At 57.5% G+C, this 23,248-nt stretch carries 21 protein-coding genes, 1 tRNA gene and 1 pseudogene; 7 read left to right on the top strand and 16 right to left on the bottom strand.

The window, feature by feature from the left end; translation table 11 throughout:
* Positions 1–4: 4 nt before the first annotated feature.
* From AC2AXP_RS13235 to AC2AXP_RS13245, 3 genes are all read right to left on the bottom strand, one after another.
* Positions 5–1,408 carry a glycoside hydrolase family 1 protein gene (locus AC2AXP_RS13235; protein ID WP_430299523.1) on the bottom strand — a complete coding sequence of 468 codons (1,404 nt, stop codon included), beginning with the start codon at positions 1,406–1,408 and terminating at the stop codon, positions 5–7.
* Positions 1,409–1,420: 12 nt separating this feature from the next.
* The gene (bglF, locus tag AC2AXP_RS13240) at positions 1,421–3,286 is read right to left on the bottom strand and encodes a PTS beta-glucoside transporter subunit IIABC (RefSeq protein ID WP_484381739.1); all 1,866 of its coding nucleotides are present in this window, start codon (positions 3,284–3,286) and stop codon (positions 1,421–1,423) included.
* A gap of 267 nt (positions 3,287–3,553) precedes the next feature.
* Complete coding sequence (locus AC2AXP_RS13245) at positions 3,554–4,300, bottom strand: SDR family NAD(P)-dependent oxidoreductase (protein ID WP_004957215.1); 747 nt, start codon at positions 4,298–4,300, stop codon at positions 3,554–3,556.
* Between the two features lie 113 nt (positions 4,301–4,413).
* Between AC2AXP_RS13245 and AC2AXP_RS13250 the strand changes: the two genes are divergently transcribed.
* Positions 4,414–5,277 carry a LysR family transcriptional regulator gene (locus AC2AXP_RS13250; RefSeq protein WP_004957210.1) on the top strand — a complete coding sequence of 288 codons (864 nt, stop codon included), beginning with the start codon at positions 4,414–4,416 and terminating at the stop codon, positions 5,275–5,277.
* An 89-nt stretch (positions 5,278–5,366) separates the two neighbouring features.
* The gene (locus tag AC2AXP_RS13255; RefSeq protein ID WP_004957208.1) at positions 5,367–6,116 is read left to right on the top strand and encodes an NAD-dependent epimerase/dehydratase family protein; all 750 of its coding nucleotides are present in this window, start codon (positions 5,367–5,369) and stop codon (positions 6,114–6,116) included.
* Here the strand turns inward: AC2AXP_RS13255 and AC2AXP_RS13260 are convergent.
* The 4 genes from AC2AXP_RS13260 to AC2AXP_RS13275 form a co-directional block, all read right to left on the bottom strand.
* The gene (locus AC2AXP_RS13260) at positions 6,113–7,561 is read right to left on the bottom strand and encodes an alpha/beta hydrolase (RefSeq protein WP_484381740.1); all 1,449 of its coding nucleotides are present in this window, start codon (positions 7,559–7,561) and stop codon (positions 6,113–6,115) included. The genes AC2AXP_RS13255 and AC2AXP_RS13260 overlap by 4 nt on opposite strands.
* A gap of 104 nt (positions 7,562–7,665) precedes the next feature.
* On the bottom strand, positions 7,666–8,289 hold the full coding sequence (locus tag AC2AXP_RS13265; RefSeq protein ID WP_004957201.1) for a histidine phosphatase family protein: 624 nt from the start codon (positions 8,287–8,289) through the stop codon (positions 7,666–7,668).
* A 259-nt stretch (positions 8,290–8,548) separates the two neighbouring features.
* Positions 8,549–9,577 carry an alpha/beta hydrolase gene (locus AC2AXP_RS13270; RefSeq protein WP_004957200.1) on the bottom strand — a complete coding sequence of 343 codons (1,029 nt, stop codon included), beginning with the start codon at positions 9,575–9,577 and terminating at the stop codon, positions 8,549–8,551.
* Between the two features lie 10 nt (positions 9,578–9,587).
* Positions 9,588–10,784, bottom strand: coding sequence for an MFS transporter (locus AC2AXP_RS13275; protein ID WP_198773585.1), 1,197 nt, complete (start codon positions 10,782–10,784; stop codon positions 9,588–9,590).
* Positions 10,785–11,016: 232 nt separating this feature from the next.
* Between AC2AXP_RS13275 and AC2AXP_RS13280 the strand changes: the two genes are divergently transcribed.
* Positions 11,017–11,934, top strand: coding sequence for a LysR family transcriptional regulator (locus AC2AXP_RS13280; protein WP_004957191.1), 918 nt, complete (start codon positions 11,017–11,019; stop codon positions 11,932–11,934).
* A 47-nt stretch (positions 11,935–11,981) separates the two neighbouring features.
* Here the strand turns inward: AC2AXP_RS13280 and AC2AXP_RS13285 are convergent, their stop codons facing one another.
* From AC2AXP_RS13285 to AC2AXP_RS13300, 4 genes are read right to left on the bottom strand one after another with little or no spacing between them, the layout of a single operon-like run.
* Positions 11,982–12,980: a transketolase family protein gene (locus tag AC2AXP_RS13285; RefSeq protein WP_198773584.1), complete on the bottom strand. Its 999-nt coding sequence runs from the start codon at positions 12,978–12,980 to the stop codon at positions 11,982–11,984.
* Positions 12,977–13,825: a transketolase gene (locus AC2AXP_RS13290; protein ID WP_004957186.1), complete on the bottom strand. Its 849-nt coding sequence runs from the start codon at positions 13,823–13,825 to the stop codon at positions 12,977–12,979. Before AC2AXP_RS13290 ends, AC2AXP_RS13285 begins: the two co-directional genes overlap by 4 nt.
* A 14-nt stretch (positions 13,826–13,839) precedes the next feature.
* Entirely contained in the window at positions 13,840–14,589 is a 750-nt protein-coding gene (locus AC2AXP_RS13295) for an SDR family NAD(P)-dependent oxidoreductase (protein ID WP_484381741.1), read from the bottom strand.
* Between the two features lie 50 nt (positions 14,590–14,639).
* Entirely contained in the window at positions 14,640–15,968 is a 1,329-nt protein-coding gene (locus tag AC2AXP_RS13300) for an MFS transporter (protein WP_004957181.1), read from the bottom strand.
* 338 nt (positions 15,969–16,306) lie between these two features.
* Between AC2AXP_RS13300 and AC2AXP_RS13305 the strand changes: the two genes are divergently transcribed.
* From AC2AXP_RS13305 to AC2AXP_RS13315, 3 genes are all read left to right on the top strand, one after another.
* A complete protein-coding gene (locus tag AC2AXP_RS13305; protein WP_088499817.1) occupies positions 16,307–17,230 on the top strand; it encodes a LysR substrate-binding domain-containing protein in 924 nt (307 codons plus the stop codon).
* A 158-nt stretch (positions 17,231–17,388) separates the two neighbouring features.
* Positions 17,389–18,165, top strand: a complete 777-nt coding sequence (locus AC2AXP_RS13310; protein ID WP_484381742.1) for an MBL fold metallo-hydrolase — start codon at positions 17,389–17,391, stop codon at positions 18,163–18,165.
* Between the two features lie 125 nt (positions 18,166–18,290).
* Positions 18,291–19,253, top strand: a complete 963-nt coding sequence (locus AC2AXP_RS13315) for a GlxA family transcriptional regulator (protein WP_004957173.1) — start codon at positions 18,291–18,293, stop codon at positions 19,251–19,253.
* Positions 19,254–19,296: 43 nt separating this feature from the next.
* Here the strand turns inward: AC2AXP_RS13315 and AC2AXP_RS13320 are convergent, their stop codons facing one another.
* Positions 19,297–19,734, bottom strand: a complete 438-nt coding sequence (locus AC2AXP_RS13320; RefSeq protein ID WP_198773582.1) for a GNAT family N-acetyltransferase — start codon at positions 19,732–19,734, stop codon at positions 19,297–19,299.
* 319 nt (positions 19,735–20,053) lie between these two features.
* Between AC2AXP_RS13320 and AC2AXP_RS13325 the strand changes: the two are divergent.
* Positions 20,054–20,519, top strand: a pseudogene (locus tag AC2AXP_RS13325) (transposase); the annotation flags it as partial.
* Positions 20,520–20,677: 158 nt separating this feature from the next.
* Here the strand turns inward: AC2AXP_RS13325 and AC2AXP_RS13330 are convergent.
* The 4 genes from AC2AXP_RS13330 to AC2AXP_RS13345 form a co-directional block, all read right to left on the bottom strand.
* Positions 20,678–20,772: transfer RNA gene (locus AC2AXP_RS13330), tRNA-Sec, on the bottom strand.
* A 202-nt stretch (positions 20,773–20,974) separates the two neighbouring features.
* Complete coding sequence (locus AC2AXP_RS13335) at positions 20,975–21,580, bottom strand: helix-turn-helix transcriptional regulator (protein ID WP_198773573.1); 606 nt, start codon at positions 21,578–21,580, stop codon at positions 20,975–20,977.
* 24 nt (positions 21,581–21,604) lie between these two features.
* On the bottom strand, positions 21,605–22,822 hold the full coding sequence (locus tag AC2AXP_RS13340) for an FKBP-type peptidyl-prolyl cis-trans isomerase N-terminal domain-containing protein (protein WP_484381743.1): 1,218 nt from the start codon (positions 22,820–22,822) through the stop codon (positions 21,605–21,607).
* Positions 22,819–23,238: a hypothetical protein gene (locus AC2AXP_RS13345; RefSeq protein WP_484381744.1), complete on the bottom strand. Its 420-nt coding sequence runs from the start codon at positions 23,236–23,238 to the stop codon at positions 22,819–22,821. Before AC2AXP_RS13345 ends, AC2AXP_RS13340 begins: the two co-directional genes overlap by 4 nt.
* Positions 23,239–23,248 lie beyond the last annotated feature (10 nt).

Genomic DNA, 23,248 nt, shown 5'->3' on the forward strand with positions numbered 1-23,248 from the left:
GCGTTTAGCCGCCAGACGTCAGACTGGCACCGTTGCTGCGGATGACATCCCGATACCAGTAAAAACTCTTTTTGCGGCGACGCACCAGACTGCCTGCCCCGCTATCGTCACGATCGACATAGATAAAACCGTAGCGTTTGGACATTTCGGCGGTTGACGCGCTGACCAGATCGATCGGCCCCCAGCTGGTATAGCCCATCACCTCGACGCCATCGTCAATGGCTTCGCCGACCTGCACCAGATGATCGTTGAGATAACGGATGCGATAATCATCGTTGATGCTGCCATCGGCTTCGACCTGGTCTTTGGCGCCCAGACCGTTTTCAACGATAAACAGCGGTTTCTGATAGCGGTCATACAGCTCATTGAGCAAATAACGCAGCCCAAGCGGATCGATCTGCCAACCCCATTGCGAACTGGCCAGATGCGGGTTCGGCACCATCTTGAGAATATTGGCGCGGGCGCTGTGGTTGTGCGCCTGGTCGGCGGTGCTGCAACCGCTCATGTAATAGCTGAAAGAAATGAAATCGACGGTTTCACGCAGCGCCTGGCGATCGTCATCAGTGATCTCCAGCTGGACGCCGTTTTCACGGAAATAGCGCTGCATGTAGGCCGGATAATAGCCGCGTGCCTGCACATCGCCAAAGAACAGCCAATCCCGGTTTTGACGCTGGGTTGCCAGCACGTCCTCTGGCCGGCAGCTCAGGGGATAGACGATACCGCCAAGCAGCATATTGCCGATTTTGCCGTCAGGTATGATGTCATGGCAGGCCTTGACCGCCTTGGCGCTGGCCACCAGCTGATGGTGGATTGCCTGGTAAATCTCGCTTTTACTGCTGTCCTCCGGCAACCCGACGCCGGTGAACGGCGCGTGCAACGACATGTTGATTTCGTTGAACGTCAGCCAGTGCTTGACCTGGTGTTTATAGCGTTCAAACACCGTGCGCGCATAGCGTTCAAAGAAACCTATGGTCTGGCGGCTACCCCAGCCGCCGTATTTTTGCGTCAGGCCATACGGCATTTCGTAATGCGACAGCGTAATCAGCGGCTGAATGCCATATTTCGCCATCTCGTCAAACAGCCGCTGGTAAAACGCCAGCCCTTCTTCGTTCGGCGTATCTTCATCCCCTTGCGGAAAAATGCGCGTCCAGGCGATGGAGGTACGCAGGCAGGTAAAGCCCATTTCGGCAAACAGCGCGATGTCTTCCGGGTAGCGGTGATAAAAATCGATCGCCACGTCTTTAATACCGCTGTCGCCGGCAACGCGCGGCGTAATCCCGCCAAAAATGCCCTGCGGTTGGGCGTCGGAGGTCGACAACCCTTTGCCCTGCGCCTGATAGGCGCCTTCTACCTGATTGGCGGCCACCGCGCCGCCCCACAGAAAGTGCTGAGGGAATTTACTGGTCATTGCATTCTCCTGTTAACGTAATAACGTCAGCAACGGTGCCTGTTCCGGCACCGCAGCGGCGTCAGTGGCCAGCACGTCAACGTAGTCATCGCTGTTGCTGATGATGATTGGCGTGGTGGTGTCATAGCCGGCGGCGTGGATCGCCACCTGGTCAAATTCAATTAGCAACTCGCCCTGCCTGACGCGATCTCCCTGCTTCACCCGTACGCTAAAATGCTGCCCATCGAGTTTCACCGTATCGATACCGACGTGGATCAGCACCTCGATACCGTCGTCCGAGGCGATACCGATAGCGTGTCCGGTGCGAAACAGCGAGGCTACCCGCCCGTCAACCGGAGCCACCACCCGCCCGCAATGCGGCACGATAGCCACACCTTTACCCAATAAGCCGCTGGCGAAAGTGGCATCATTGACCTGCTCGAACGGCAGCACATCACCGGCCAGCGGGCTGGCAACGGTCTGCTTACGCTGCAGCGGCGCGGGATGGAGCGGTGCATCGGCGGTGGCCGGTGGTGGTGTCGGCACGCCAAACAGGTAACTGGCGGTAGCGGCAATCATGAACGACAGCAGCGAACCGATGATTGCCCCCCACACCGTCGCATCCAGGCCGCCGCTCGGGATGATTTGCGCAAAGGTAAAAACGCTCACCAGTCCGAACGAATAGGTCGCGGTATGGAAATAACCCACCACCGCACCACCGATCGCGCCGCCGACGCAGCCAAAAATGAACGGGCGTCGGTTCGGCAGGTTAACGCCATACACTGCCGGTTCGGTGATGCCGAAAATACCGGCGCTGACCGCCGATCCTGCCAGCACCCGCAGCCTGGCGTCACGAGTGCGCAGCATCACGCCAAGCGCTGCGCCGGTTTGCCCCATCACCGCCGGTAGCAGCAACGGAGCCAGCGTATCGCGGCCCAGCACGCTCAGGTTGTTGATCATCAACGGCACCAATCCCCAATGCAGACCAAAGATCACGCACACCTGCCACAGCGCCCCCATCAATGCACCGGCCACCAGCGGGTTAACCGCGTACAGGCTTTGATAACCATTGGCCAGCAGGTGGCTGAGCCCGGTCGCTACCGGCCCGATCAGCAGAAACGTCAGCGGCACGACGATCGCCAGACAGAGCATCGGCGTGGTGAAATTGCGCAGCGAACTGAACACCAGCCGGTTGAACCACGGCTCCAGCTTGCACGATACCCAGGCGGCAAAAATGATCGGGATCACCGACGAGCTGTAGTTGATAAAGGTAATCGGCACGCCAAAGAAATATTCCCGGGCAGCACCAGGCAACTGGCTGCCCTCAAACGCGGCGAGCATCAACGGGTGAGTCAAGGCTCCACCAATCGCCATGGTGATGAACGGATTACCGCCAAATTTTTTACCGGCGGTATACCCCAGCATGATCGGGAAGAAGTAAAACAGCGCGTCGCTGGCGGCAAACAGCAGGCGATAGCTGCCGCCGTCGGCCTGTAACCAGCCGACGGTCAGCGTCAGTGCCAATAAGCCTTTGAGGATGCCAGACGCCGCCATGACGCCGATTAACGGGGTAAAAATGCCGGACACCACGTCGATAAAGCGGCTGAACAGACCGTCCTTTTTCTCCTTCGATGCCGCTGTGGCGTCGCCATCGAGGCCCGCAGCCTGCTCCAGTGCGGCGTAAACCTCGCTGACGTGATTGCCGATCACCACCTGAAACTGGCCGCCGCTCTCCACCACCATGATCACCCCGCTATTGTTCTTCAGCGTCGCCGCGTCCGCCTTGTCGCGTTGGTGCAGTTTGAAGCGCAACCGTGTCGCACAGTGTTCCAGGCTTTTCACATTGTCGCGGCCACCGACACCGGCCAAAATCTCACTGGCTAACTGTTGATATTTCATAAGGTTATTCCTTGATTTCTGATATCACCCGGCCGCCAATACGCTGTTGGCCAAACACGGCGGCGGAATTCGGCGCAAAAAAAAACCTAAACCTCGTCGCCTCTGCGCCCATTCAAAGGGCAACAGAAGCACGAGATTTAGGTTTTGCCTGCCGAAGCAGTAACAACCCTAACGCGGCTGAAAAATGACGTTAACACCGTGTTTTTGCCGCGACAAGCGTTTGTGGCGGCAAAGCGCAAAAATGTGATCCGCTATGCAAAACGCCGGTTAATGGGCGAAATAGTGCATGCCGCCGTCCACCGGGATCACCGTGCCGGTAATGTAATGGGCCTGTGGCGAGCACAGGAACGCCGCTAACCAGGCGACGTCTTCGGGTTCACCAAAGTAGCCCATCGGAATGTGTTGCTTGCTATAGGCTTGCCGCGCTGCCTCGGTCGGATACAGCGTTTCGCAGATCTGCTCACTGTTGATCCGCCCCGGCTGCAAGGTATTGACGGTAATGCCCTGCGCCGCCACGTCGCTTGCCAACCCTTTGGCCCACAGGTGGATTGCGCCCTTGGCCGCGCTGGCGGCATTCAGGTTACGGGGTTCCATCGAGCCACTGAGATTGATGATGCGCCCCCAGCCCTGCGCCTGCATCCCCGGCAACAACGCCTGGGTCAATCGCCGGGCAGGGGTGAAGTTCAAGGCAAAGGCTTCTTCCCAGACGGCATCGCTGGCGTCAAGCGCGGTCGGTCTGGCCCCGCCCATCGCGTTGATCAGAATATCGCAGTGGCCAACCTGCGCCGCCAGAGCGGACAACTGCGCAGCGTCGGTGAGATCGGCGCTTATCACCGACGGCCGTTCAGCGCCCTGCCTTTCAACCTGGTCGGCCAGCGCCAATAGCCTCTCGGTACGCCGTGCGGTGGCGATCACCTTTGCACCCTGCGAGGCAAACACCCGTACCATGCCGGCACCGATGCCAGCGCTGGCGCCGGTGATTAACACGGTGCACCCCTGCAAGCGTAAATTCATAAGATATCCTAATTGAACAATTCACTTTAATGACTGAACAATGGCATTGAACCACACTCCTTTGTGTGTGAATATTCCACAAAACCGCAACGGTATTGTGCAGGAATTCACTGATGATCGATTGGCAGGATTTAAAACATTTTGTGGTACTGGCCCGTAGCGGTTCATTGAGCGCCGCGGCGCGTGAACTGGGCTGCGATCATGCCACCGTCGGGCGTCGGGTGGCGGCGCTGGAAAAATCCCTCGCCCTGCCGCTGATTACCCGCCTGCCGCGCAGTACGCCGCTGACCCAGCATGGTCGGGTGATTGCCGGCCTGGCGGCGGAGGTCGAACAACAGACGCAGGCCATCGAACGCTACGTGCGTGCCACGGCGGAAACCCGGCAGGCGACGGTGCGCGTCAGCGCGCCACCGTCGGTGGCCGCCCGGGCGATCGCGCCACGCATGGCCGAATTTCAGCAGGTTTATCCGCATATTACGCTGGCGCTATCCGGTGAGGCCCACCTTGCCGAGCTGGATCGCGGGGCGGCCGATATTGCCGTGCGCATGGTTCGGCCACAGCAGCCGGATCTGCTGACCCAACGCATCGGCATCATGCGCTATGCGCTTTACGCCGCCCCTGACTACGCCAGCTTACCCGAGGCGGCGCACCGTTTTCTCACCTATGACGCCCGCTACCGGCAACAGCCGCATCAGCAGTGGTTGCAGCAGTTAGTGAACGATCGGCCGGTGGTGTTTCAGGCCAGCGATCTGTTTTCCCTGATCGAAGCGGCACGTTCGGGGCTGGGTGCTACCGCTTTGCCGACGTTCGTTGCCGATGACGACCCACTATTGATAAAACTGCCCACCGCCATACCCGCGCCAACGCGCGAACTGTGGCTGGTGACCTACCCCGATCTGGCACGCGCGCCAGCCATTCGGGCGGTGATGACGCTGTTGTCCGACAGCGTAGCGCAGAGCTGCCCAATTTCGCGCTAAAACATCAGAGAAATTAATATTAACTGGACAAGGATAATGCAGCGGGCTAATACTGGGCCTCTGCGTAACTTGTTTAGGATTGAAGCGCCATGGCATTGCGTTCTGAGATGGGCAGGATTTTGATCACCGGCGCGGGTGGCCGCGTTGCTACAGCATACCGGACGGCAATGGCAGGCCGTTATCCACTGCGGCTGGCGGAGCGGGACATCGGCCTATTGCACGATATCGGTGCCAACGACCAGGTGCTGGCCTTTGACATCACCGATCTGCAAGCCTGCCGCGCCGCCTGCGCCGGCATCGATACCGTGCTGCATCTGGCGGCAGATCCGTCACCGGACGCGAATTTTTGCGACTCGTTGAAAGACAACAACATTCTCGGCACCTTTAATATCTTCCGCGCCGCCAAGGATGCCGGCTGTCGGCGCGTGGTATTTGCCAGCAGCGCCCAGGCGGTAGAAGGCTATCCGCTGGATTATCAGGTACGGCCGGACGATGCACCACGACCAAAGAATCTGTATGGCGTCAGCAAGGCGTTCGGCGAAGGCATCGCCGCCTACTTTGCCCACCAGGAAGGCCTGTCCGCCCTGTCGGTACGCATCGCCAACTTCACCACCCTGTGCGCCGGTCAGCAGCTCAGCGCCCGCGACATGAGCGCCTTTCTCAGCCACCGCGACGCCGCCGATCTGCTCGATCGCTGCATTCGCGTTACCGACGTCTCCTACGCGGTGGTGCACGGCGTTTCCAACAACCGCTATCAGCGCCTGTCGCTGGAAGAAACCCGCCAACTGCTCGATTACCAGCCGCAGGATGATGCCTTTGCCCTGCTCGGTTTTGTCTAAAGCTTGCTGTCGATACGCTGCAACAGGTACGGGAAGAACGGGTTGGAGGCAAGACGCATCAGCGAATCCATATCGACCACCAATACCGAACGCTCCCCACGCGCGGCAATGGTGCCGAGGCTGATGCCAAATTCGGCACGCTGCGCCGGGAAACGGCCGTAAAGCGAATCGTCGATCGGAAACGGCAACGCCACATGCGACAACGAATAGATATCCGCAGGGTAGGCAAGGCCGAGCGGCTGTTGGCGTTCCGCCACCGCTCCGGCCTCGGTAATATGCGCTACCGCCTCGCTGCTTTCCGGCGATCGGTTGGTGATTACCGTGGTGCGGTAACGACGCGGCGGCGGCGGCAACAGCTGGTTTACCGCATCGGCGGCATTGGGCCGCAGCAGCGGGCCGAAATTCACCGTGCGATTGACGTCAAACAGCACCAGTTCGCTGCCGTTGGCCGGCAAGACATTATACAGCGCGCGGATCACCGCCCGGGTACTGACGGTGGAGTCCATCACCGATTGGAAGGTCAGCACCGGTGGCAATGCCGCCAGCTTGCCATCACGGCCAAGCCGGGCGATCTGCTGTTGCAGCGCATTGCTGAGCAAATAGGACTGGCGCGCGCCGTTGACCGGGAACGAGTTGTATTTAAACGGATTGAATTCCGGCAGTATGCCGAGCCACGCCGCTTTGGCGAACGCCGGGAACACCGCCGGCCAACCGGCGATGCCCGCAAAGCGGGCGAAGTGGGTGACGCCTATCATCGGCGAAATCAAAATCAGCCGCTGCGGCGGTGCCAGTTCGGGATCTTCCAGCGCATCCAGCGCATATTTCATCGCCAAGGCACCGCCGTTGGAAAAACCGACGATATGCAGCGGCTTGTCCGCGCCGATACGCTTACGCGCTTCGCGCACCGCCAGTCGGGTGGTCGCCAGCCAGTCCTGCCATTCAATGGCAGTCAACGCGCCCGGTACCGTGCCATGCGCCGGCAAGCGAATGCCAACGGCGACAAAGCCGTGCTGCCGGTAATTGTCGGCAATATGCCGCAGGCTATACGGTGAGTCGGTCAGCCCATGCAACAACACCACCGCGCCACGCGGTTCCCCCGCCGGTAACAGTTGATAAGAACGATTCCAGTCACGGGCAAAATGCGCGGGATAAATCGGGCTACCGCTAAAATAGCGGTTCAGGGGAATACGTTCGCCAGCCTCCAGCCGATCGCTGACGTTGGTTTTCACCTCGGCAAACACCCGCTGTTCAGCGGCCAGATAGGCCGGCCAGTCGGCACCGTCCACTTCGTCGCCGCTCATTTCGTGTGGCACAAAGGTATGCCACGGTTCCAGCGCCGGACCTCGCTCGGTGTCGTAAACTCGCACGGCAAGCAGCGTGATCAGGATCGTCACCAACACCAGCGTCAGTCGTTTGAGCCATTTAGCGATCGCCTTGGAAGGCATGGGTACTCCTGATACGGGGTTTACGGATATTCGCGCTGATTATATACAAGATTAGCGCCAAGGGGGCGGCGGCGGGCGGCAATGACGCGCAAACGCGCCAGCGGTCAGATCGGCGATTGGCGCAATGCGCGCAGATGGGTGGCGATGCCCCAATGTTGCAACGCCAGTTCGCCGTCGGTGGCATCAATAATCGAATAACCACAGTTGGGATGGCCATATTTGCCGGTTTCTTCGCGCGGGTTGGCCCCCTGCAAATGCCAGATCAGCGACTGTAGCGCATGGCTGTGGGTTACCACGCCGACGGTGGCATTGCCGCCAAGTGCAAACTCGCCAAAGAACGACAATAAACGCTGCACCACCTGCAGCGCCGACTCGCCCTGCGGCGCAGCCGCTGTCGGCACGCCGGTAAAAATACGCTTGACCCCATCGGGGTCACAGGAAAAAGCCTGATGATAAGGCCGCCCCTGGTAACAGCCGAAATGCTGTTCACACAAGCGCTCGTCGCTGCTGACGACACAGTGGCAATGTGCAGCCAGCGCCTGCGCGGTGGTCATCGCACGGCCGGCCGGTGAACTGACGATGTGGGAAAAGGCGCAATCTTTCAAGGTGGCCATTAACGCGGCGATCTGCCGATGGCCGTCGGCTGTGACCGGGCTATCCAGTTGCCCCTGGATGATCCCGTCCCTGTTTCCTTGCGATTCAGCATGCCTGACGACGATAAAGCGCATAGCCCCTCCTCCGTGATGAAGGTAACTATAGACCATGCGGATAAAAATGCGGGGGTGATGACCGGCGGTGTTTGGCAACCGACGCCAACGCAAAACCGCCGGTGCTGAATCAGCAGCAACTTTAGCGTGCGGAGAAGGTTACCGCCACGCTGTGCCTGCCAACGGCGGTTGCCAGCGCGAGCGATAACATACGACGCTATTTCATCACTACGCGCCTCAGTGAAATCGGCCACGCCCGCTAGGGCGCGGCCGGATCGGATTACTGCAAATTGCGGTTAAAGAACGTGCTCAGCTTGGCAAACGGGATCAGATCGGTGCGGTCGTACAGGTCAACGTGACCGGCTCCCGGCACGATGTACAGCTCTTTCGGCTGGCCGGCACGCCGGTAGGCATCTTCGCTGAACGCCTTCGAATGCGCCCGATCGCCGGTAATAAACAGCATTGGCCGCGGTGAAATGCTCTCGATATCGTTAAACGGATAGAAGTTGATAAACTTCACGTTGCTGGTCAGCGTCGGGTGCGTTGTCAGCAGTGCCGAGCTGCCCTGCGGGGTAAACTCACCGCGCGCGGTACGATAGAAATCGTAGAACTCTTTCTCGATGGCGGAAGCGTTGTCGTCGATTTTATGCACCGAGCCGCTGGTGTATTGGGTTTCGCCACCGGTGAACTCCACGTAACGCTGCTGTGCCGCATCGGCGATGATTTTTTTGCGCTGTTCCAGCGTTAGTGAATGGTTCAGCCCGTTGCGGTTGGCCGAGCCCATATCGTACATGCTGACGGTGGCAATCGCCTTCAGACGTGGGTCGATCTTCGCCGCGCTGATGGCAAAACTGCCGCTGCCACAGATACCCAGCACGCCAATACGGTCGCGATCGACGTACGGACGCGTACCGAGATAATCCACCGCGGCGCTGAAGTCTTCCGCATAGATGTCCGGTGAAACCGCGTTACGCGGCTGGCCGGCGCTCTCGCCCCAGAAGGACAGATCGATCGCCAGCGTGACAAAGCCCTGCTCCGCCAGCTTTTGCGCATACAGATTCGAACTCTGCTCCTTTACCGCTCCCATCGGGTGCCCGACGATAATCGCCGGGTGGCGGGTTTGCCGATTCAGATCGTTCGGCATGAACAGATTGCCGGTAACCGTCATCTGGTACTGGTTCTTAAAGGTCACCTTTTGCTGGCTGACCCTGGTACTTTTATAAAAATTGTCTGCGCCGTTAGACATATCGGCGCCTGTTGCCGCAAACGAGCCGATCAACAGCCCTAACAGCAGGGAAAGTCTTTTCATCAGTAGATCCTCAGTGGGTTTGATGGGTATCTTTACGCGACGTCAACAACGTCAGCATCGCTGCCAGCAGCAATAACGTGCCGCTGACGGTGAAAGTGCTTTGATAACCAAGATGGTCAAATGCCAGTCCACCGACGGTGGAACCCACGGCAATCGACAGCTGCACCATGGCCACCATCAGACCGCCGCCCGCTTCGGCGTCGTTCGGCAAGGTCCTGGCGATCCAGCTCCACCACCCGGTAGGGGCGGCGGTGGCGATCAGCCCCCACAGACCAAGCAGCGGCGCGACCACCCACAGGCTGTGGCCAAAGGCGATCAGCGTGGCGGCAATTGCCGCCATCAACAGCGGAATGGCTATTAGCGTCGGGTAGAAACCGGCATGCAGAAAACGGCCGATCAACAGCGTGCCAATAACGCCCATCACGCCGATGGCCAGTAACATGAACGACAGGGTGGCGATATCCACCCGGGTGACCGTTTCCAGGAACGGCCGCAGGTAGGTGAATAACGCAAACTGCCCCATAAAGAACAGGCCGCAGGCCAGCAGGCCCACCGCCACCAACGGGTTGGCAAACAGGCGGAAAACGCTGCCACGGCGCTTGGTGTCGTGATCCACGCTCATCGTCGGCAGGCTGAACCACTGCCAGATAAAGGCCAGCGCCGCCACCGGCACCAGGCAGAAGAACGCGCCACGCCAGCCGATAACCGAACCCAGATAGCTGCCGAGCGGTGCCGCGATCACCGTAGCCAGCGCGTTGCCGCCGTTGAACACCGCCAGCGCGCGCGGCACCTGATGCTGCGGCACCAGGCGGATCGCCGTAGCGGCCGACAGCGACCAAAAGCCGCCGATGGCGACGCCGATCAAGGCGCGGCCCATCATGTAAATCGCATAGTTGGCCGCCAGTGCGATCACCGTGCCGGACACCGCCATCAATGCGGTCATGCCCAACAGCAGCAGTTTGCGGTTAACAGTGCCGGCCAGCGTTGAAATCGACAGGCTGGTCAACACCGCAAACGCGCCGGAAATGGCAATCCCCTGTCCTGCCAGCCCTTCGCTGACGGATAAATCCCCGGCGATCGGCGTCAGCAGACTGACGGGCATAAATTCCGATGCCACTAATGCAAATACGCACAGCGTCATGGCAAACACCCCACTCCAGCAGGCATGCCGGTGATGGCGCGGCGCGTCATTCGATAATGTGGACATAAAACGCTACCTCCGAATCAGCCTGCGGCCGTTTTCAGACAAGCCGGGGCCGGACGCTATTCACGGGAATAACGTCAAACAATAAATGTAAAAAGGAAGACGTGGGCCAGGGCGTTTATTTGCCGTCACGTCATGCTGATTGGAATTTTTACACGCGGGGAGTAGGCTGACTAGCTAATGAATACTTAATGAGCTTATAAGCTATAGTTATTAATAACCCGGGAGATAGCCGATGAAACGCAACCTCAACGATCTGCTGTATTTTGTCACCGTCGCCCGTGAAGGCAGTTTTACCCGTGCCGCCGCGCAATTGGGCGTGACCCAGCCCGCCCTCAGCCAGGCGATCTCGGGGCTTGAAGAACGTATGCAGATCCGCCTGCTGACGCGCACCACCCGCAGCGTGTCGCCCACCGCCGCCGGAGAACGGCTGTTGCAGGCCATTGGTCATCGCATCGATGAAATTGAAACCGAACTGGACATGTTGACCGAACTGCGCGACAAACCGGCGGGAACGGTGCGTATCACCTGCGGGCCGGATGTGCTGCGCACCACGCTATTGCCGAAGTTGACGCCGCTATTGCATCAATATCCGGACATCCATGTCGAATTCGACGCCAACCACGGGTTTCGCGATATTGTCGCCGACCGTTTTGATGCCGGTGTGCGTCTTGGCGATACCATCGACAAGGATATGATCGCCATCCCGATCGGCCCCAAGCTGCGCATGGCCGCCGTGGCGTCGCCGGACTATTTTTCCCGCTATCCACTACCGCAAACCCCGCAGGAACTGACACGGCATCAGTGTATCAACCAGCGCATGGTCCGGTCCGGTGGGCTGTACGTCTGGGATTTTGATCAGGACGGCGGCGATCTCAACGTGCGCGTCAGCGGGCAACTGACGTTCAATACCTCGGAGCATATTGTCGATGCCGCACTGGCCGGACTCGGGATCGCCTTTCTGCCGGAGGAGGAGTTTGGCACGCATATCGCCGACGGGCGTCTGATCCGCGTGCTAGAGCCGTGGTGTCGGCCGTTTCCGGGATATTACCTGTACTATCCCAGCCGCAAGCAGCCTTCGCCGGCGTTTTCACTGGTGGTTGAGGCGCTGCGCGTCAGGCAAAAACGTCAACCTGCCGCCGGCGCCAGATAAGCATCGCTTGGGCGTCAAGGCCGCCGCATAACGCGGCGGCACCGGGCTTAACCAAGACGGCGTTTGATCTTTTCCACCATCATGCGAGTGGAAATGCCATAGCGATCGTGCAGCGTCGGCAGCGCACCGGCCAGCAGGAACTCATCGGGCAGGCCGACGCTATCCAGCTCGCAGCGCACGCCTTGACGCATCAGTAGCGCCGCCACCGCTTCGCCCAGACCGCCGATACAGGTATGATTTTCTGCGGTAATCACCAGACGACCCGGCTTCGATGCCTGCTCAATAATGGTTTTTTCATCCAGCGGTTTTATAGTCGGTACGTGCAGCACCGCGACGGCGACGTTGTCGGCACGCAGTTTCTCCGCCGCTTCCAGGGCGCGCATGGTCATCAGACCGGAAGAGATGATCAGCACATCATTGCCATCCTCCAGCAGTTTGGCTTTGCCCAGCTCGAACTGATAGTCATATTTATCCAGCACCAAAGGCACTTTGCCACGCAGCAAGCGCATATATACCGGGCCACGATGATCGGCAATCGCCGGTACCGCCTGCTCTATTTCCCGCGCATCGCAGGGATCGATGATGGTCATGCCGGGGATGCCGCGCATGATCGCCAAATCTTCCGTTGCCTGATGGCTAGGCCCGTAACCGGTAGTCAAGCCAGGTAAGGCCGCGCAGATCTTCACGTTCAAATGCTCTTCGGCGATCACCTGATGGATAAAATCATAGGCTCGACGGGTGGCAAATACCGCGTAGGTGGTGGCGAACGGGATAAATCCCTCTTTCGCCATGCCGCCTGCCGCGCCCATCAGCAATTGCTCCGCCATCCCCATCTGGAAGAAGCGCTGCGGGAACGCCTGAGCAAAAATATGCATATCGGTATACTTGGACAGGTCGGCCGACATGCCGACGATTTCCGCACGTTCAGCCGCCAGCTTCGCCAGCGCAACGCCGAAAGGTGCGGCGACGGTCGGCTGGTTTTCATCGGCAATAGACGCGATCATTGCCGAGGTTTTTAAACGGGGTTTTTGCGTAGTCTGGTTCATTGCAGCGCTCCTTCCGGTTGATTGGCATCCAGTACCGCAATCGCCTGTTGCCATTCGTCGGCATCGACGCGAATAAAGTGGTTTTTATCCCGGGTTTCAAGGAACGGAACGCCTTTGCCCATCAAGGTGTCGCAAAGAATCACCCGCGGCTGTTCCCCCTGATGATCTTTCGCCTGGTCAAAAGCGCGGATAACCGCGGCCAAATCGTTGCCGTCAACCCGCTGTACATACCAGCCGAAAGCCGCCCATTTGTCCTGCAACGGTTCAAAACCGAGGATCTGGCGCGAATCCCCGTCGGCCTGCTGTTGGTTAACGTCGACAATATTGATCAGATTGTTCAGGCCATAGTGCGCCGCCGACATCGCGGCTTCCCAGGTCGAGCCTTCATCCAGTTCACCATCCGACATCGAGTTATACACCCACGACCGGCTGTGCTTTTGCCGCAGCGCCAACGCCATGCCGACGGCGATCGACAGCCCCTGCCCCAGCGATCCGCCAGACATTTCCATCGCCGGCGTATAGGTGGCCATACCCGACATCGGCAGACGGCTGTCGTCGGAACCGTAGGTTTCCAGCTCCTCTTCGGGAATGATCCCTGCCTCCAGCAACGCCGCGTAGTAGGCGATCGCGTAGTGGCCATGAGAAAGCAGAAAACGATCGCGCCCCTCCCAGTCGGGATCGGCTGGCCGATAGGTCATGGCATGGCTGAAGGCGGTCGCCAGCACATCGGCATAGCCCAGTGCCTGACCGATATACCCCTGCCCCTGAACTTCTCCCATGCGCAGGGCATAACGGCGAATACGCCATGCCGCCGCCGCGACCTGTTGCAATGCTGTCATCTTCATCCGATCCTCCTCGCTTAATGGATTAACATGCCGCCGTTAACGTCCAGCGTGATACCGGTGGAGTAACAAGACAGATCGCTACCGAGGAACAGCGCCGCGCGCGCGATATCCACCGCGTCTCCCAGGCGGTTCATCGGGATCCCCGCCAGAATGGTGGTCGTCATCTCATCCGTCAGCTTACCGGCGGTAATATCGGTCTGAATCAGTCCCGGCGCGATGCAGTTGACGCGCACGTTGTCTGGCCCCAGTTCACGCGCCATGGCGCGCGCCAGCCCCAGCACGCCGGCCTTCGCCGCGCTGTAGTGTGGACCGCCGAAAATACCGCCGCCGCGCTGGGCGGAAACCGAGGAAATGCAAACGATACTGCCGGATTGTTGCGCTCGCATCTGCGGGATCACCGCCTGCGACATCAGCAGCGTGCCGCGCAGGCTGACATCCAGCACCGCGTCATAGTTTTCGCGTTTAATGTCCATCAGCTTTAACGGTTGGGTAATGCCGGCGTTATTGACCAGCACATCTATCCGGCCATATTTCGCCATAACCTGTTCGATGGCCGCCTGCACCTGCAACTCATCGCTCACGTTCGCCGCCAGGCCAAGATGCCCCTCACCCAATGATTGAGCCGCAGATTTGCTGGCTTCGCCATCAAGGTCGAGAATGACAACTTTTGCGCCATGTTCAGCAAACAATTTGGCCGTTGCAAAACCTAAACCGCGTACGGAAGCCCCGCCGGTAATAACGGCGATCTTATTTTTTAATAACATAATATTACTCCACAAGATTAGAGCAGATTAATTAACAGGATTATTTAGCGTTATTGTGGCTCATCAAGAAAAAGAATCACCACCAGACCTATGGCGGCACAAATACCGAAATAGGTGAATACCGAATTAAAGCTGCCGGTGGTATCTAACAGAAACCCGGCCACCATTGGCGATACAAACCCACCCAGGTTACCGCCGCTGTTAATAATTGATGAGGCAATGGGGTAGATTTTCGCATCTGAAACCGCCATGCCGTAAGCGGTAAAGGCAGGCCAGCCAATATTCAGACACAGGCCGACAAAGAATAAGCCGACGCACACCGCGAAGGTGCTGGCGGGAATATTCAACATAATTAACATCATGACCACGGTGGAGACGGCCGTAAATATCATCGTCGGCTTGCGGCGGCGCCCAAGCAGCTTATCTGAAATATAGCCACCGCCAATCGCACCGACAAAGCCACCGATGCAGGGCATACTGGCAACCAGCCCCATACTGATAAAATCAAAACCTTTCTCTTTAACCAGATACAGCGGGATCCAGGTCAACAGGCCGTACAGCACGCTCACCATCATAAAATAGGCCAGACAATCGCCAAGAATATTTCTTGAGGTAAATAATCCCTTTGCCGTATTAATCGGCGGCATTTTTTTCACACGGATAATTTTATCCAGCGTGGCGAATTTATCGTCCAACAGAATATTTTCACGCAGCGCTTTTGGCTCATCCTGGCCGGCATTGATTTCCGCCAGTTCACTCGGTGAGACAAAGCGGCTCTCGGCAGGCGTTGATTTGACCAGCAGATACCAGGCAATCGCCGCCAGGATGCCGGGAATGGCGAAGGAGAAAAAGACCCAGCGCCACCCCCATGTCACCGCGATCCACACCGCCAGCGGCGGCACCACAATCGGGGCAAACATGGTCGCGGCGATATACACGCCGGTGGCGGTGGCTTTTTCTTTGGCAGGAAACCAGTTGTTGATGGTCGAAGCCAGCCCCACCGGACATGGTCCTTCACTCAGCCCCAGCCCCAGACGGGCCATTTTCAAGCCGAATACCGAGCTCACGGTGCCCATAAGCCAGGTAAAGGCAGAAAAGCCAACAATAGAGAGCGACACCAAGCCCCGGGTACCGCGCTTAGCGATAAAGAACCCCGCCGGTATCTGGCTGACGGCATAACCCAGAAAAAACATGCTGGCGATCGCACCGGCTTCAAAGTTGTTGATATGAAACTCTTCGATGATAAACGGCAATACCGCGCCGATATTTGTCCGGTCGGCATAGTTGATGGCATAAACCAGGAAAATCATCATCAAAACGACAAAACGATACTTTGTTTTCCTGGTGTCGCTACAGATAACGGCATCTATACGTGACATAGGCTTTCCTCTTTATAGTTTTATCTTTTCAGCGCATGTTGCCGCAACACGCTTTATCCTCAGACCACGAATGGCAATATAACAACCAAGAAAAGAAAGCCTATGTAAATTACCTCAATACTGATTGAGAAAAATTTGCGTCGTGACTTAATTCAAACTATTCGCCGCCAGCTCGGTGGATTTGTTTAGCAAAAAAATGAGATGTGCATCACGAATTATCATAAGAAAGGGGGAGCTATTATGTTAATCTGGCAAGCAATCCGTTCTGAACCCGATGTTTTTTATCAGCTTAAGGTCCCTCTCCTTTTGGACTTTCGTTGGTTATCAGGAAGCGCATTATGCCTCAGTCAATACCAAACAAAACGCTGCCGGTTCCCTCGTTGCGCAACGTTCAGGCTTTTATTGAAGTCGCAGATAGCGGCAGCATCAATCTGGCGGCAGAAAACCTCAACGTCACCGCCTCGGCGGTCAGTCACCAGATCGCCAGCCTGGAGAATTATCTCGGGAAAAAGTTATTTTCCCGCAGCAGTAAAGGGGTGCAACTCACCGCCATCGGTGCGCGTTATCTTAAAGAAGTTTCCGGCGCATTAAATATTATTGGCCAGGCCACTAATCAGGTGATACATGATATTCACCAAGATTATTTACGCATTCATTCTGCACCCAGCTTTGGCCTATTATGGTTAATGCCAAGATTGGATCGGTTTCGCCAACGTTGGCCAGAGCTGAAAATCAGTTTGAGCTGCTCATATGAAAGTATTCAATTTTCCCGGGATAATATTGATATCGATATTCGTCACGGGCTTTCACAATGGCCTACGCTGATGGTGAAAACCATCAAGAACGAGAGAATGCTGCCTTACTCGTCAGCCGCTTATCTGGAAAAACACCCGCTCAACGCGGTTAACGATCTGCTGTCCTGCGATCTGATTCATTCTGACAGCACGTTAATAAACTGGAACAACTGGCTGTCGTGGCACAAGGTACGCGGGTGGAATAAAAACTTTATTTTTACCTTCGACCGCTCGTATATGAGCATTGAGGCGGCCAAAATGGGCATGGGCGTGATCCTGGAAAGCAACCTGCTGGCGGGAGAAAGCCTGCGCCAACATCATCTGCGCCCGGTGTTTGCCGAGGATGTCAGCATGCCGGTAGCCGCCCACCACTTTGTGTTGCCACATGCCAACGAACAGAAAGAAAAGGTAAGGATCTTTTTTACCTGGGTTGCCGCAGAACTGAACGCCGCCGGCTTCCATATCTGACGACGGCACGCCGTCGATTGACCCAAACCCATCGTTATTTGACCTTCGGGCCACTGACGCCCCACGGCCACCGTTCCTATACTCAACTCCATGGTAATGCGCCGCCTACCGTCTGGCACCGCGGCGGCATAGTAAAACCCTTTACTGGAGCAATATAGATGAAACTGACCCAAATCCGTAACGCCACGCTGCTGCTGGAATACGGCGGCAAAAAATTCCTTATCGATCCGATGCTGGCTGACAAAGCAGCCTGGCCCGGCTTCCCGAATACCGCACGTTCGCACTTGCGTAATCCGCTGGTAGCATTGCCGATGGCGGTTGATGCGCTGCTGGATGTCGATGCCGTCATTGTCACCCATACCCACCAGGATCACTGGGATGAAGCCGCACAGCAGGCCATCGGCAAAGATACGCTGATTTTTACCCAGCATGCCGACGATGCCGCGCTGATCCGCGCCCAGGGCTTTAACCAGGTTCGCGTGCTGGACGACAGCAGCGAATTTGCCGCTATCACCATCGTAAAAACCGACGGCCAGCACGGCAGTGACGACGCCTATGCCAATCCTCAGCTTGCCGCCCTGCTGGGCGATGCCTGTGGCCTGGTGTTTCAACATCGTGATGAAAAAACGCTGTATATTGCCGGCGATACCATCTGGGTGCCGCCTTACGTCGACAGCCTGACGCGCTGGCAGCCGGAGATCGTGGTGCTGAACACCGGCTTTGCGCAGATTGACGGCTTCGGCGCGATTATCATGGGCAAGGAAGACGTTCTGCGGACTCATCAACTGCTGCCGCAAGCGACGATTGTGGCCTCACATATGGAAGCAGTGAATCACTGCATCCTGAGCCGTCAGGAACTGCGCGAATACGTTGAACAACACGGGATACAGAACAGCGTATTGATCCCGGCCGACGGCGAAAGCTGTATATTCTAAAACAGGCGAACGGCGCGCATCGCCGGGTGCAGACGCAGCGTGATATAACCCGCGTGGCGCATCCGGCGGTCAACGCGCCTTGCCGACAAACCAGGGTCTGCCGATTGCAAACAGGACATTAAGACATGCCTACTCTCTCCGTTGCCGTTATCGCTACGCCGGGCTTCAGTCCGTTTCACTTTTCAGTGCCCTGCATTATCTTCGGCCACGGGATGCCGGCCCCCAACCTGGTTGAGCTGCACATTTGCGCCGAGCACCCCGGCGTGGTGCATTCAGATATTGGTATGTCAATCACGGTGGAAAAAGGGCTGGAGACGCTCGAGGCAGCAGATGTGATTATCGTGCCATTCTGGAATCACCCGGAGGTCAGGCCCTCGCAGGCGCTGCTGGATGCGCTGAACGCCGCCTATCGGCGCGGCGCAGAAGTGGTGGGACTCTGTTTGGGCACCTATGTTCTGGCCTATGCCGGCCTGCTCGATAACCGCCGTGCGGCAACGCATTGGGAATTCGAGCGCGATTTTATCCTGCGTTTCCCTACGGTACAGCTGGATACCAATGCCCTGTATATCAACGACGATCGACTTATTACCTCGGCCGGCACCGCCGCCGGTATCGACTGCTGTCTGTACATCTTGCGCAAACATTACGGCAGCGCGCTGGCCAATCGCGTCGCCAGACGGATGGTGATGCCGCCTTATCGCGAAGGCGGCCAGGCGCAGTATATTGAACGCCCGGTGCCGGCAACCACCCGCGACGGCCGAATTAACCATCTGCTGGACTATCTGCGGCGCAATCTCGACAAAAACCACTCGCTGGACGCACTGGCCAGCTTCGTCAGCATGAGCCGCCGTACCTTCACTCGGCATTTCATCAAGGCAACCGGCGTTTCGGTCGGCGAGTGGCTGAATGCAGAGCGGCTACAACGCAGCCAGGAACTGCTGGAAACCACCGATCACAGCATCGAGGCGGTGGCGGAGCTGGCCGGTTTTCACTCCCCGGTGTCGTTTCGCCAGAGCTTCAAAGCCAGGTTTGATATCAGCCCCAGCGAATGGCGGCGGGCGTTTCGCGGCACGCAGGGCGTGGATTGAAGACCGTTTTTGCACACCCTTGGTTCCTCTGCCTAACCTGGTTTTATAAATGCTTGATAAATTTTGTCTGGCCATCTTCCTGCTTGTTGGATGCTAGCCAGCCAAGGTGGCGGTAAAAGCCGTTTGCGCGCACGTTGCTATCGCTGTCTGTTTCCAGCCAGGCCTGGGTACAGCCCCGGCCCCTTAACCATTGCTCGGCTGCCGCCATTAAACCGCGACCTATACCCTGTCCTTCAAACGGTGGGTCGACAAACAGGGCAAAAATTGTTGCGTCACCGGCATCAGCCATCGCGAATGCGACAACTTTACCGTCTTGTTCTGCCACCCAACCTTGGCCGTCCCCAGAGAGCATCGCGGGGAGAGACTCTGGCGTAATGCCGTATTCGGCCAATTCCGCCATGGTCATCTTGTTTTCATGGACGCCAATACGGATCCGAAACATATCAGCCACATCGCCCGAGGTAGCTATCCTGATTTTCATTATTCATTCCTTGTCGCAGTTCAGGTAATTTTATGATTACCTACGCCAGCTTCGCTGCATTTTTAGCAATGCGCTTTCCCATACCCGTTTATTTAGAACCAACCTCTGACACCTGTGGATGACCGATCACAGGAGTCGCATTTGATAGCCATTCCAATTGAATTTACTTGGTTTTACCTAGTTCTATTTTGACCCATGCCCCCTATTATGCCCCCAAATGATTTTGCTTGTGGGGAGCATGATCTCCCCCCTGAAAACAGTACCAGGCTAAACTGGAGTATCCGGTCCTTCTTTTATCGAACAAAGAGGCCATCCTGCCATGAAAAAGACCCGTTATACCGAAGAACAGATAGCGTTTGCCCTGAAACAGGCCGAAACCGGCACCCGTGTCGGGGAAGAGTGCAGAAAGATGGGGATTTCTGAAGCCACTTTTTATAACTGGAAGAAGAAATTTGCCGGTCTGGGTGTGACGGAACTGCGTCGCCTGCGCCAGCTCGAGGATGAAAATCAGCGGCTCAAAAAACTGGTCGCCGATCTGAGTCTGGATAAGGAGATGCTGCAGGAGGTACTAAAGCAAAAGTTCTGAGGCCGACTCAGAAGCGCCAGGCGGTGCATTTTCTCCGGGAGGCTTACCGTATCAGCGTTCGTCGTGGATGCGAACTGCTGATGCAGAGCCGAACCGTGTACCACTGGCAGAGTCGGCGTGATGACAGGGCAATAACGTACGCATTCGTGAGATAGCAGAAACCCGGATACGCTACGGTTGTCTACTTGTCGTGCTGTTAGCTTCATTGGGGGCATCTCCAGACTAGCATCCATTCCATGCCCCCCATAATCGTATTGATTCCAGTTGACGTCGGTTGACACTCGTAGATGATAACGGTCTATTTATCTAGTGTTAGCAAGGGTTTGTTGATTTTAGGAGACTTCAGAAGAACTCGGATGGCGGAAGATCACAGGAGTCGAACCTGCCCAGGACCGCTGGCGGCCCCAACCGGATTTGAAGTCCGGCCGCCCCACCGGGGACGAGGATCTTCCCTTGGCACGAGGAAGCAAGGCGCTGATTATAGCGCGGATTACGCTGTGCGCTAAGCAAGAAATGGCTTCCCATTCACCTGCCCGGTTGCGGTGGCATTGTCGCCCGCCCACCGGCACACCGCGTCAAACGCATGGCGCATAGCGCATAGCGCCGTAGCATCCATGCCATGCCAGGTGCTAGCGCCGCCGCTCGCGGCGTCGACTATGCCATCGTGCTTTGCCGCAACCAGTAATACAGCTCGCTATTACGCTGAAATCCCATTTTGCGCATCACGTTCATTTTATGGTTGCTGGCGGTTTTTACGCTGATGGCCAATCGGCGTGCGATGTCGCTGATGCGCATTTCCTGCCGGAGGCACACCATGATTTCCCGTTCACGCTGGGTGAGCAAATACTGCGAACAAACGCACTTCTGGTCGCTGCCACAGGGTTGCGCCGGCTGACTGCGCCGTTGCTCCAACGCCAGCGACACCTTGCGCAACACCGCGGCCACCGACATATCATGATAAATAATGCCGCTTTCCAACAGACAGCTGGCGTGCAGCTCACGCTTGCGGCGATTTTCCGGTCGGCGTAGCGCAAAGTACAGCGGGTAACGCGGTTCGGCGAGCGCCGCGCAATGGCAAAAACAGCTGCGGCTGCCAGAGGGAACAGACTGAAAAACCAGATCGGCCTGATGCATATGCTGCCGGTCGACCCGGCGCGTCTCGATGCCACGGGCATAAAAATGCGCGCTCAACGCCTTGGTTAGCCCTTTGGCAAAATAGATATTCTGGTCAAGCACGGCTAAGGTCATCACTGAATTCATCTTGGCTCTCCCTCTGCTGCCGTATTACGGTTCCTGACTGTTATCGATGCGCAACTGATAAACCATGGTGGCATTCGGCGGCACTTTTGGCGGATAACCGGTTTCGCCATAGGCCAGCTCCGGCGGAACCACCATCGTCAACGAACCGTGATTATTCAGTTGGCTTATTGCTTCTCTAAATAGCGGCGGATAGGCTGATAACGGTTGCGCAAGCACTTTGCCGCTCAGTTCCATATCCTGCACGACGCTGCCATCCGTCAGTTGCTCCTTCACCACAACCTCAATCACCGCATCCTTGGCCAGCGGCCGATCGCCGGCGTAGTCCACCCGATACCAAAAGCCCATCGGCGAACGTTTTACGCCTTTTTGCTGGCTGAACTGCGCCACATACTGCCGATCCTGCTGCGTTCGTTTTTTAACTACCTGCTGTCGTGCGGCATTGGCCATGCTGTCCGCCTTGGCCATCAATACCGACAATTCTCCCGGCGGTAACAGCGGCCGGCCGGATACGGTATCCAGTACCCCCGCCAGCAAGCTGTTGCGATCGACCGGCACCCCCCAGCTCTGGCGTTCGCTCATCAGTTGCTGAATATCACCTCCCAGCGCGCTGCCGGCCGCGTAGGAAAGACGGTTAGTCTGGTCCTTCAACTGCTCCGGCGTCAGCGTCCACTGTTGCAACGCCGCGATTTGCCGCTGCCAATCCTGTCGATCGCGGGCGTAGCGCGCCCGCTCCTCGGCATGTTGCCGCTGCAGTTGGGCAAGCTGTCCGCTGGCCTGCTGCAACAGGGTCGCGCTGCGTTGCGCGTCCGGCGATCCTTGCCAGGCTTGGCGTAAACCGCCCAGCCATTGTTGCAACAGCGTCAGATCCGGCAATGCCGGCTGTTTTGGCGCGGCTGCCAGTGCTTGTGCACGCAACGCTGCCAGTTCCTGCTGTAAGGCATTCAGCGCCGCCCGCTGCCGTGCCAGCTGTTCATCGCGCTCCTGCAGCGTACGGCGCAGCACAAACGCCGTTGACGTTGCCGCTGGCGGCGTCGGCGATTTGCCAACCGCAGGGCGATTTTCGGTGGTTTTTCTCTCCGTGGCGGCACGGCTCTGTTCCACCTTGGCCGCCGGGGCGCGCTGCTGTTGGTATTGCTCGGCAAATTGCAACAGCGCCGGCACGCCGTCGTCTGCCCGCAGCTCACCGTCCACCGCCAGCAAGACCACCAGCCCCGCTAACGCCAAACGCAACGGCCGTTTCATTTAACCTGCTCCGCGCGATCGGCCAGCCCTGCCAATACCGCTTGATCCACTTCTGCGCACAGGCGATTGACCTTGTAGCGATACAGCGCGTCGACCATTTCCTGGGTATCGCCGTTCACCTTGGTACGTACCCCGGCGTACAGCGAAGCGCCGCTCATCAAGTGATCGAAACCCTGCTTCAATTGCTGATGCTGCTGCTGGTTAATGGCGCGCAGCGCCCCCAGCTCCTGCTGACACAGCTGTAACCGCTCCGCTTCGTGCTGTTTACGCAACGCGTCTTCCGACGGTTGCTGCTGGTTTTCTGCATTGGGCCGTACGGATTTGCTGGTCTTGCCGTTTTGGCACGCCACGCTTGCCAGCAGGACCAGGCATATCACGCTCGCCCGAACGGATAATGGCATAGGCTTTTTGATCATCTTCGACTTC

This window comes from Serratia sp. Sp408 (genome assembly GCF_057180665.1).

Coding starts and splice junctions, on each gene's coding strand:
- AC2AXP_RS13275 (WP_198773585.1), bottom strand. CDS start 10,784: ATGTCCACATTATCGAATGACGCGCCGCGCCATCACCGGCATGCCTGC.
- AC2AXP_RS13255 (WP_004957208.1), top strand. CDS start 5,367: ATGGCATTGCGTTCTGAGATGGGCAGGATTTTGATCACCGGCGCGGGT.
- AC2AXP_RS13260 (WP_484381740.1), bottom strand. CDS start 7,561: ATGCCTTCCAAGGCGATCGCTAAATGGCTCAAACGACTGACGCTGGTG.
- AC2AXP_RS13300 (WP_004957181.1), bottom strand. CDS start 15,968: ATGTCACGTATAGATGCCGTTATCTGTAGCGACACCAGGAAAACAAAG.
- AC2AXP_RS13250 (WP_004957210.1), top strand. CDS start 4,414: ATGATCGATTGGCAGGATTTAAAACATTTTGTGGTACTGGCCCGTAGC.
- AC2AXP_RS13280 (WP_004957191.1), top strand. CDS start 11,017: ATGAAACGCAACCTCAACGATCTGCTGTATTTTGTCACCGTCGCCCGT.
- AC2AXP_RS13310 (WP_484381742.1), top strand. CDS start 17,389: ATGAAACTGACCCAAATCCGTAACGCCACGCTGCTGCTGGAATACGGC.
- AC2AXP_RS13305 (WP_088499817.1), top strand. CDS start 16,307: ATGCCTCAGTCAATACCAAACAAAACGCTGCCGGTTCCCTCGTTGCGC.
- AC2AXP_RS13320 (WP_198773582.1), bottom strand. CDS start 19,734: ATGAAAATCAGGATAGCTACCTCGGGCGATGTGGCTGATATGTTTCGG.
- AC2AXP_RS13245 (WP_004957215.1), bottom strand. CDS start 4,300: ATGAATTTACGCTTGCAGGGGTGCACCGTGTTAATCACCGGCGCCAGC.
- AC2AXP_RS13295 (WP_484381741.1), bottom strand. CDS start 14,589: ATGTTATTAAAAAATAAGATCGCCGTTATTACCGGCGGGGCTTCCGTA.
- AC2AXP_RS13235 (WP_430299523.1), bottom strand. CDS start 1,408: ATGACCAGTAAATTCCCTCAGCACTTTCTGTGGGGCGGCGCGGTGGCC.
- AC2AXP_RS13270 (WP_004957200.1), bottom strand. CDS start 9,577: ATGAAAAGACTTTCCCTGCTGTTAGGGCTGTTGATCGGCTCGTTTGCG.
- AC2AXP_RS13285 (WP_198773584.1), bottom strand. CDS start 12,980: ATGAACCAGACTACGCAAAAACCCCGTTTAAAAACCTCGGCAATGATC.
- AC2AXP_RS13345 (WP_484381744.1), bottom strand. CDS start 23,238: ATGATCAAAAAGCCTATGCCATTATCCGTTCGGGCGAGCGTGATATGC.
- AC2AXP_RS13340 (WP_484381743.1), bottom strand. CDS start 22,822: ATGAAACGGCCGTTGCGTTTGGCGTTAGCGGGGCTGGTGGTCTTGCTG.
- AC2AXP_RS13335 (WP_198773573.1), bottom strand. CDS start 21,580: ATGAATTCAGTGATGACCTTAGCCGTGCTTGACCAGAATATCTATTTT.
- AC2AXP_RS13315 (WP_004957173.1), top strand. CDS start 18,291: ATGCCTACTCTCTCCGTTGCCGTTATCGCTACGCCGGGCTTCAGTCCG.
- AC2AXP_RS13290 (WP_004957186.1), bottom strand. CDS start 13,825: ATGAAGATGACAGCATTGCAACAGGTCGCGGCGGCGGCATGGCGTATT.
- AC2AXP_RS13265 (WP_004957201.1), bottom strand. CDS start 8,289: ATGCGCTTTATCGTCGTCAGGCATGCTGAATCGCAAGGAAACAGGGAC.
- bglF (WP_484381739.1), bottom strand. CDS start 3,286: ATGAAATATCAACAGTTAGCCAGTGAGATTTTGGCCGGTGTCGGTGGC.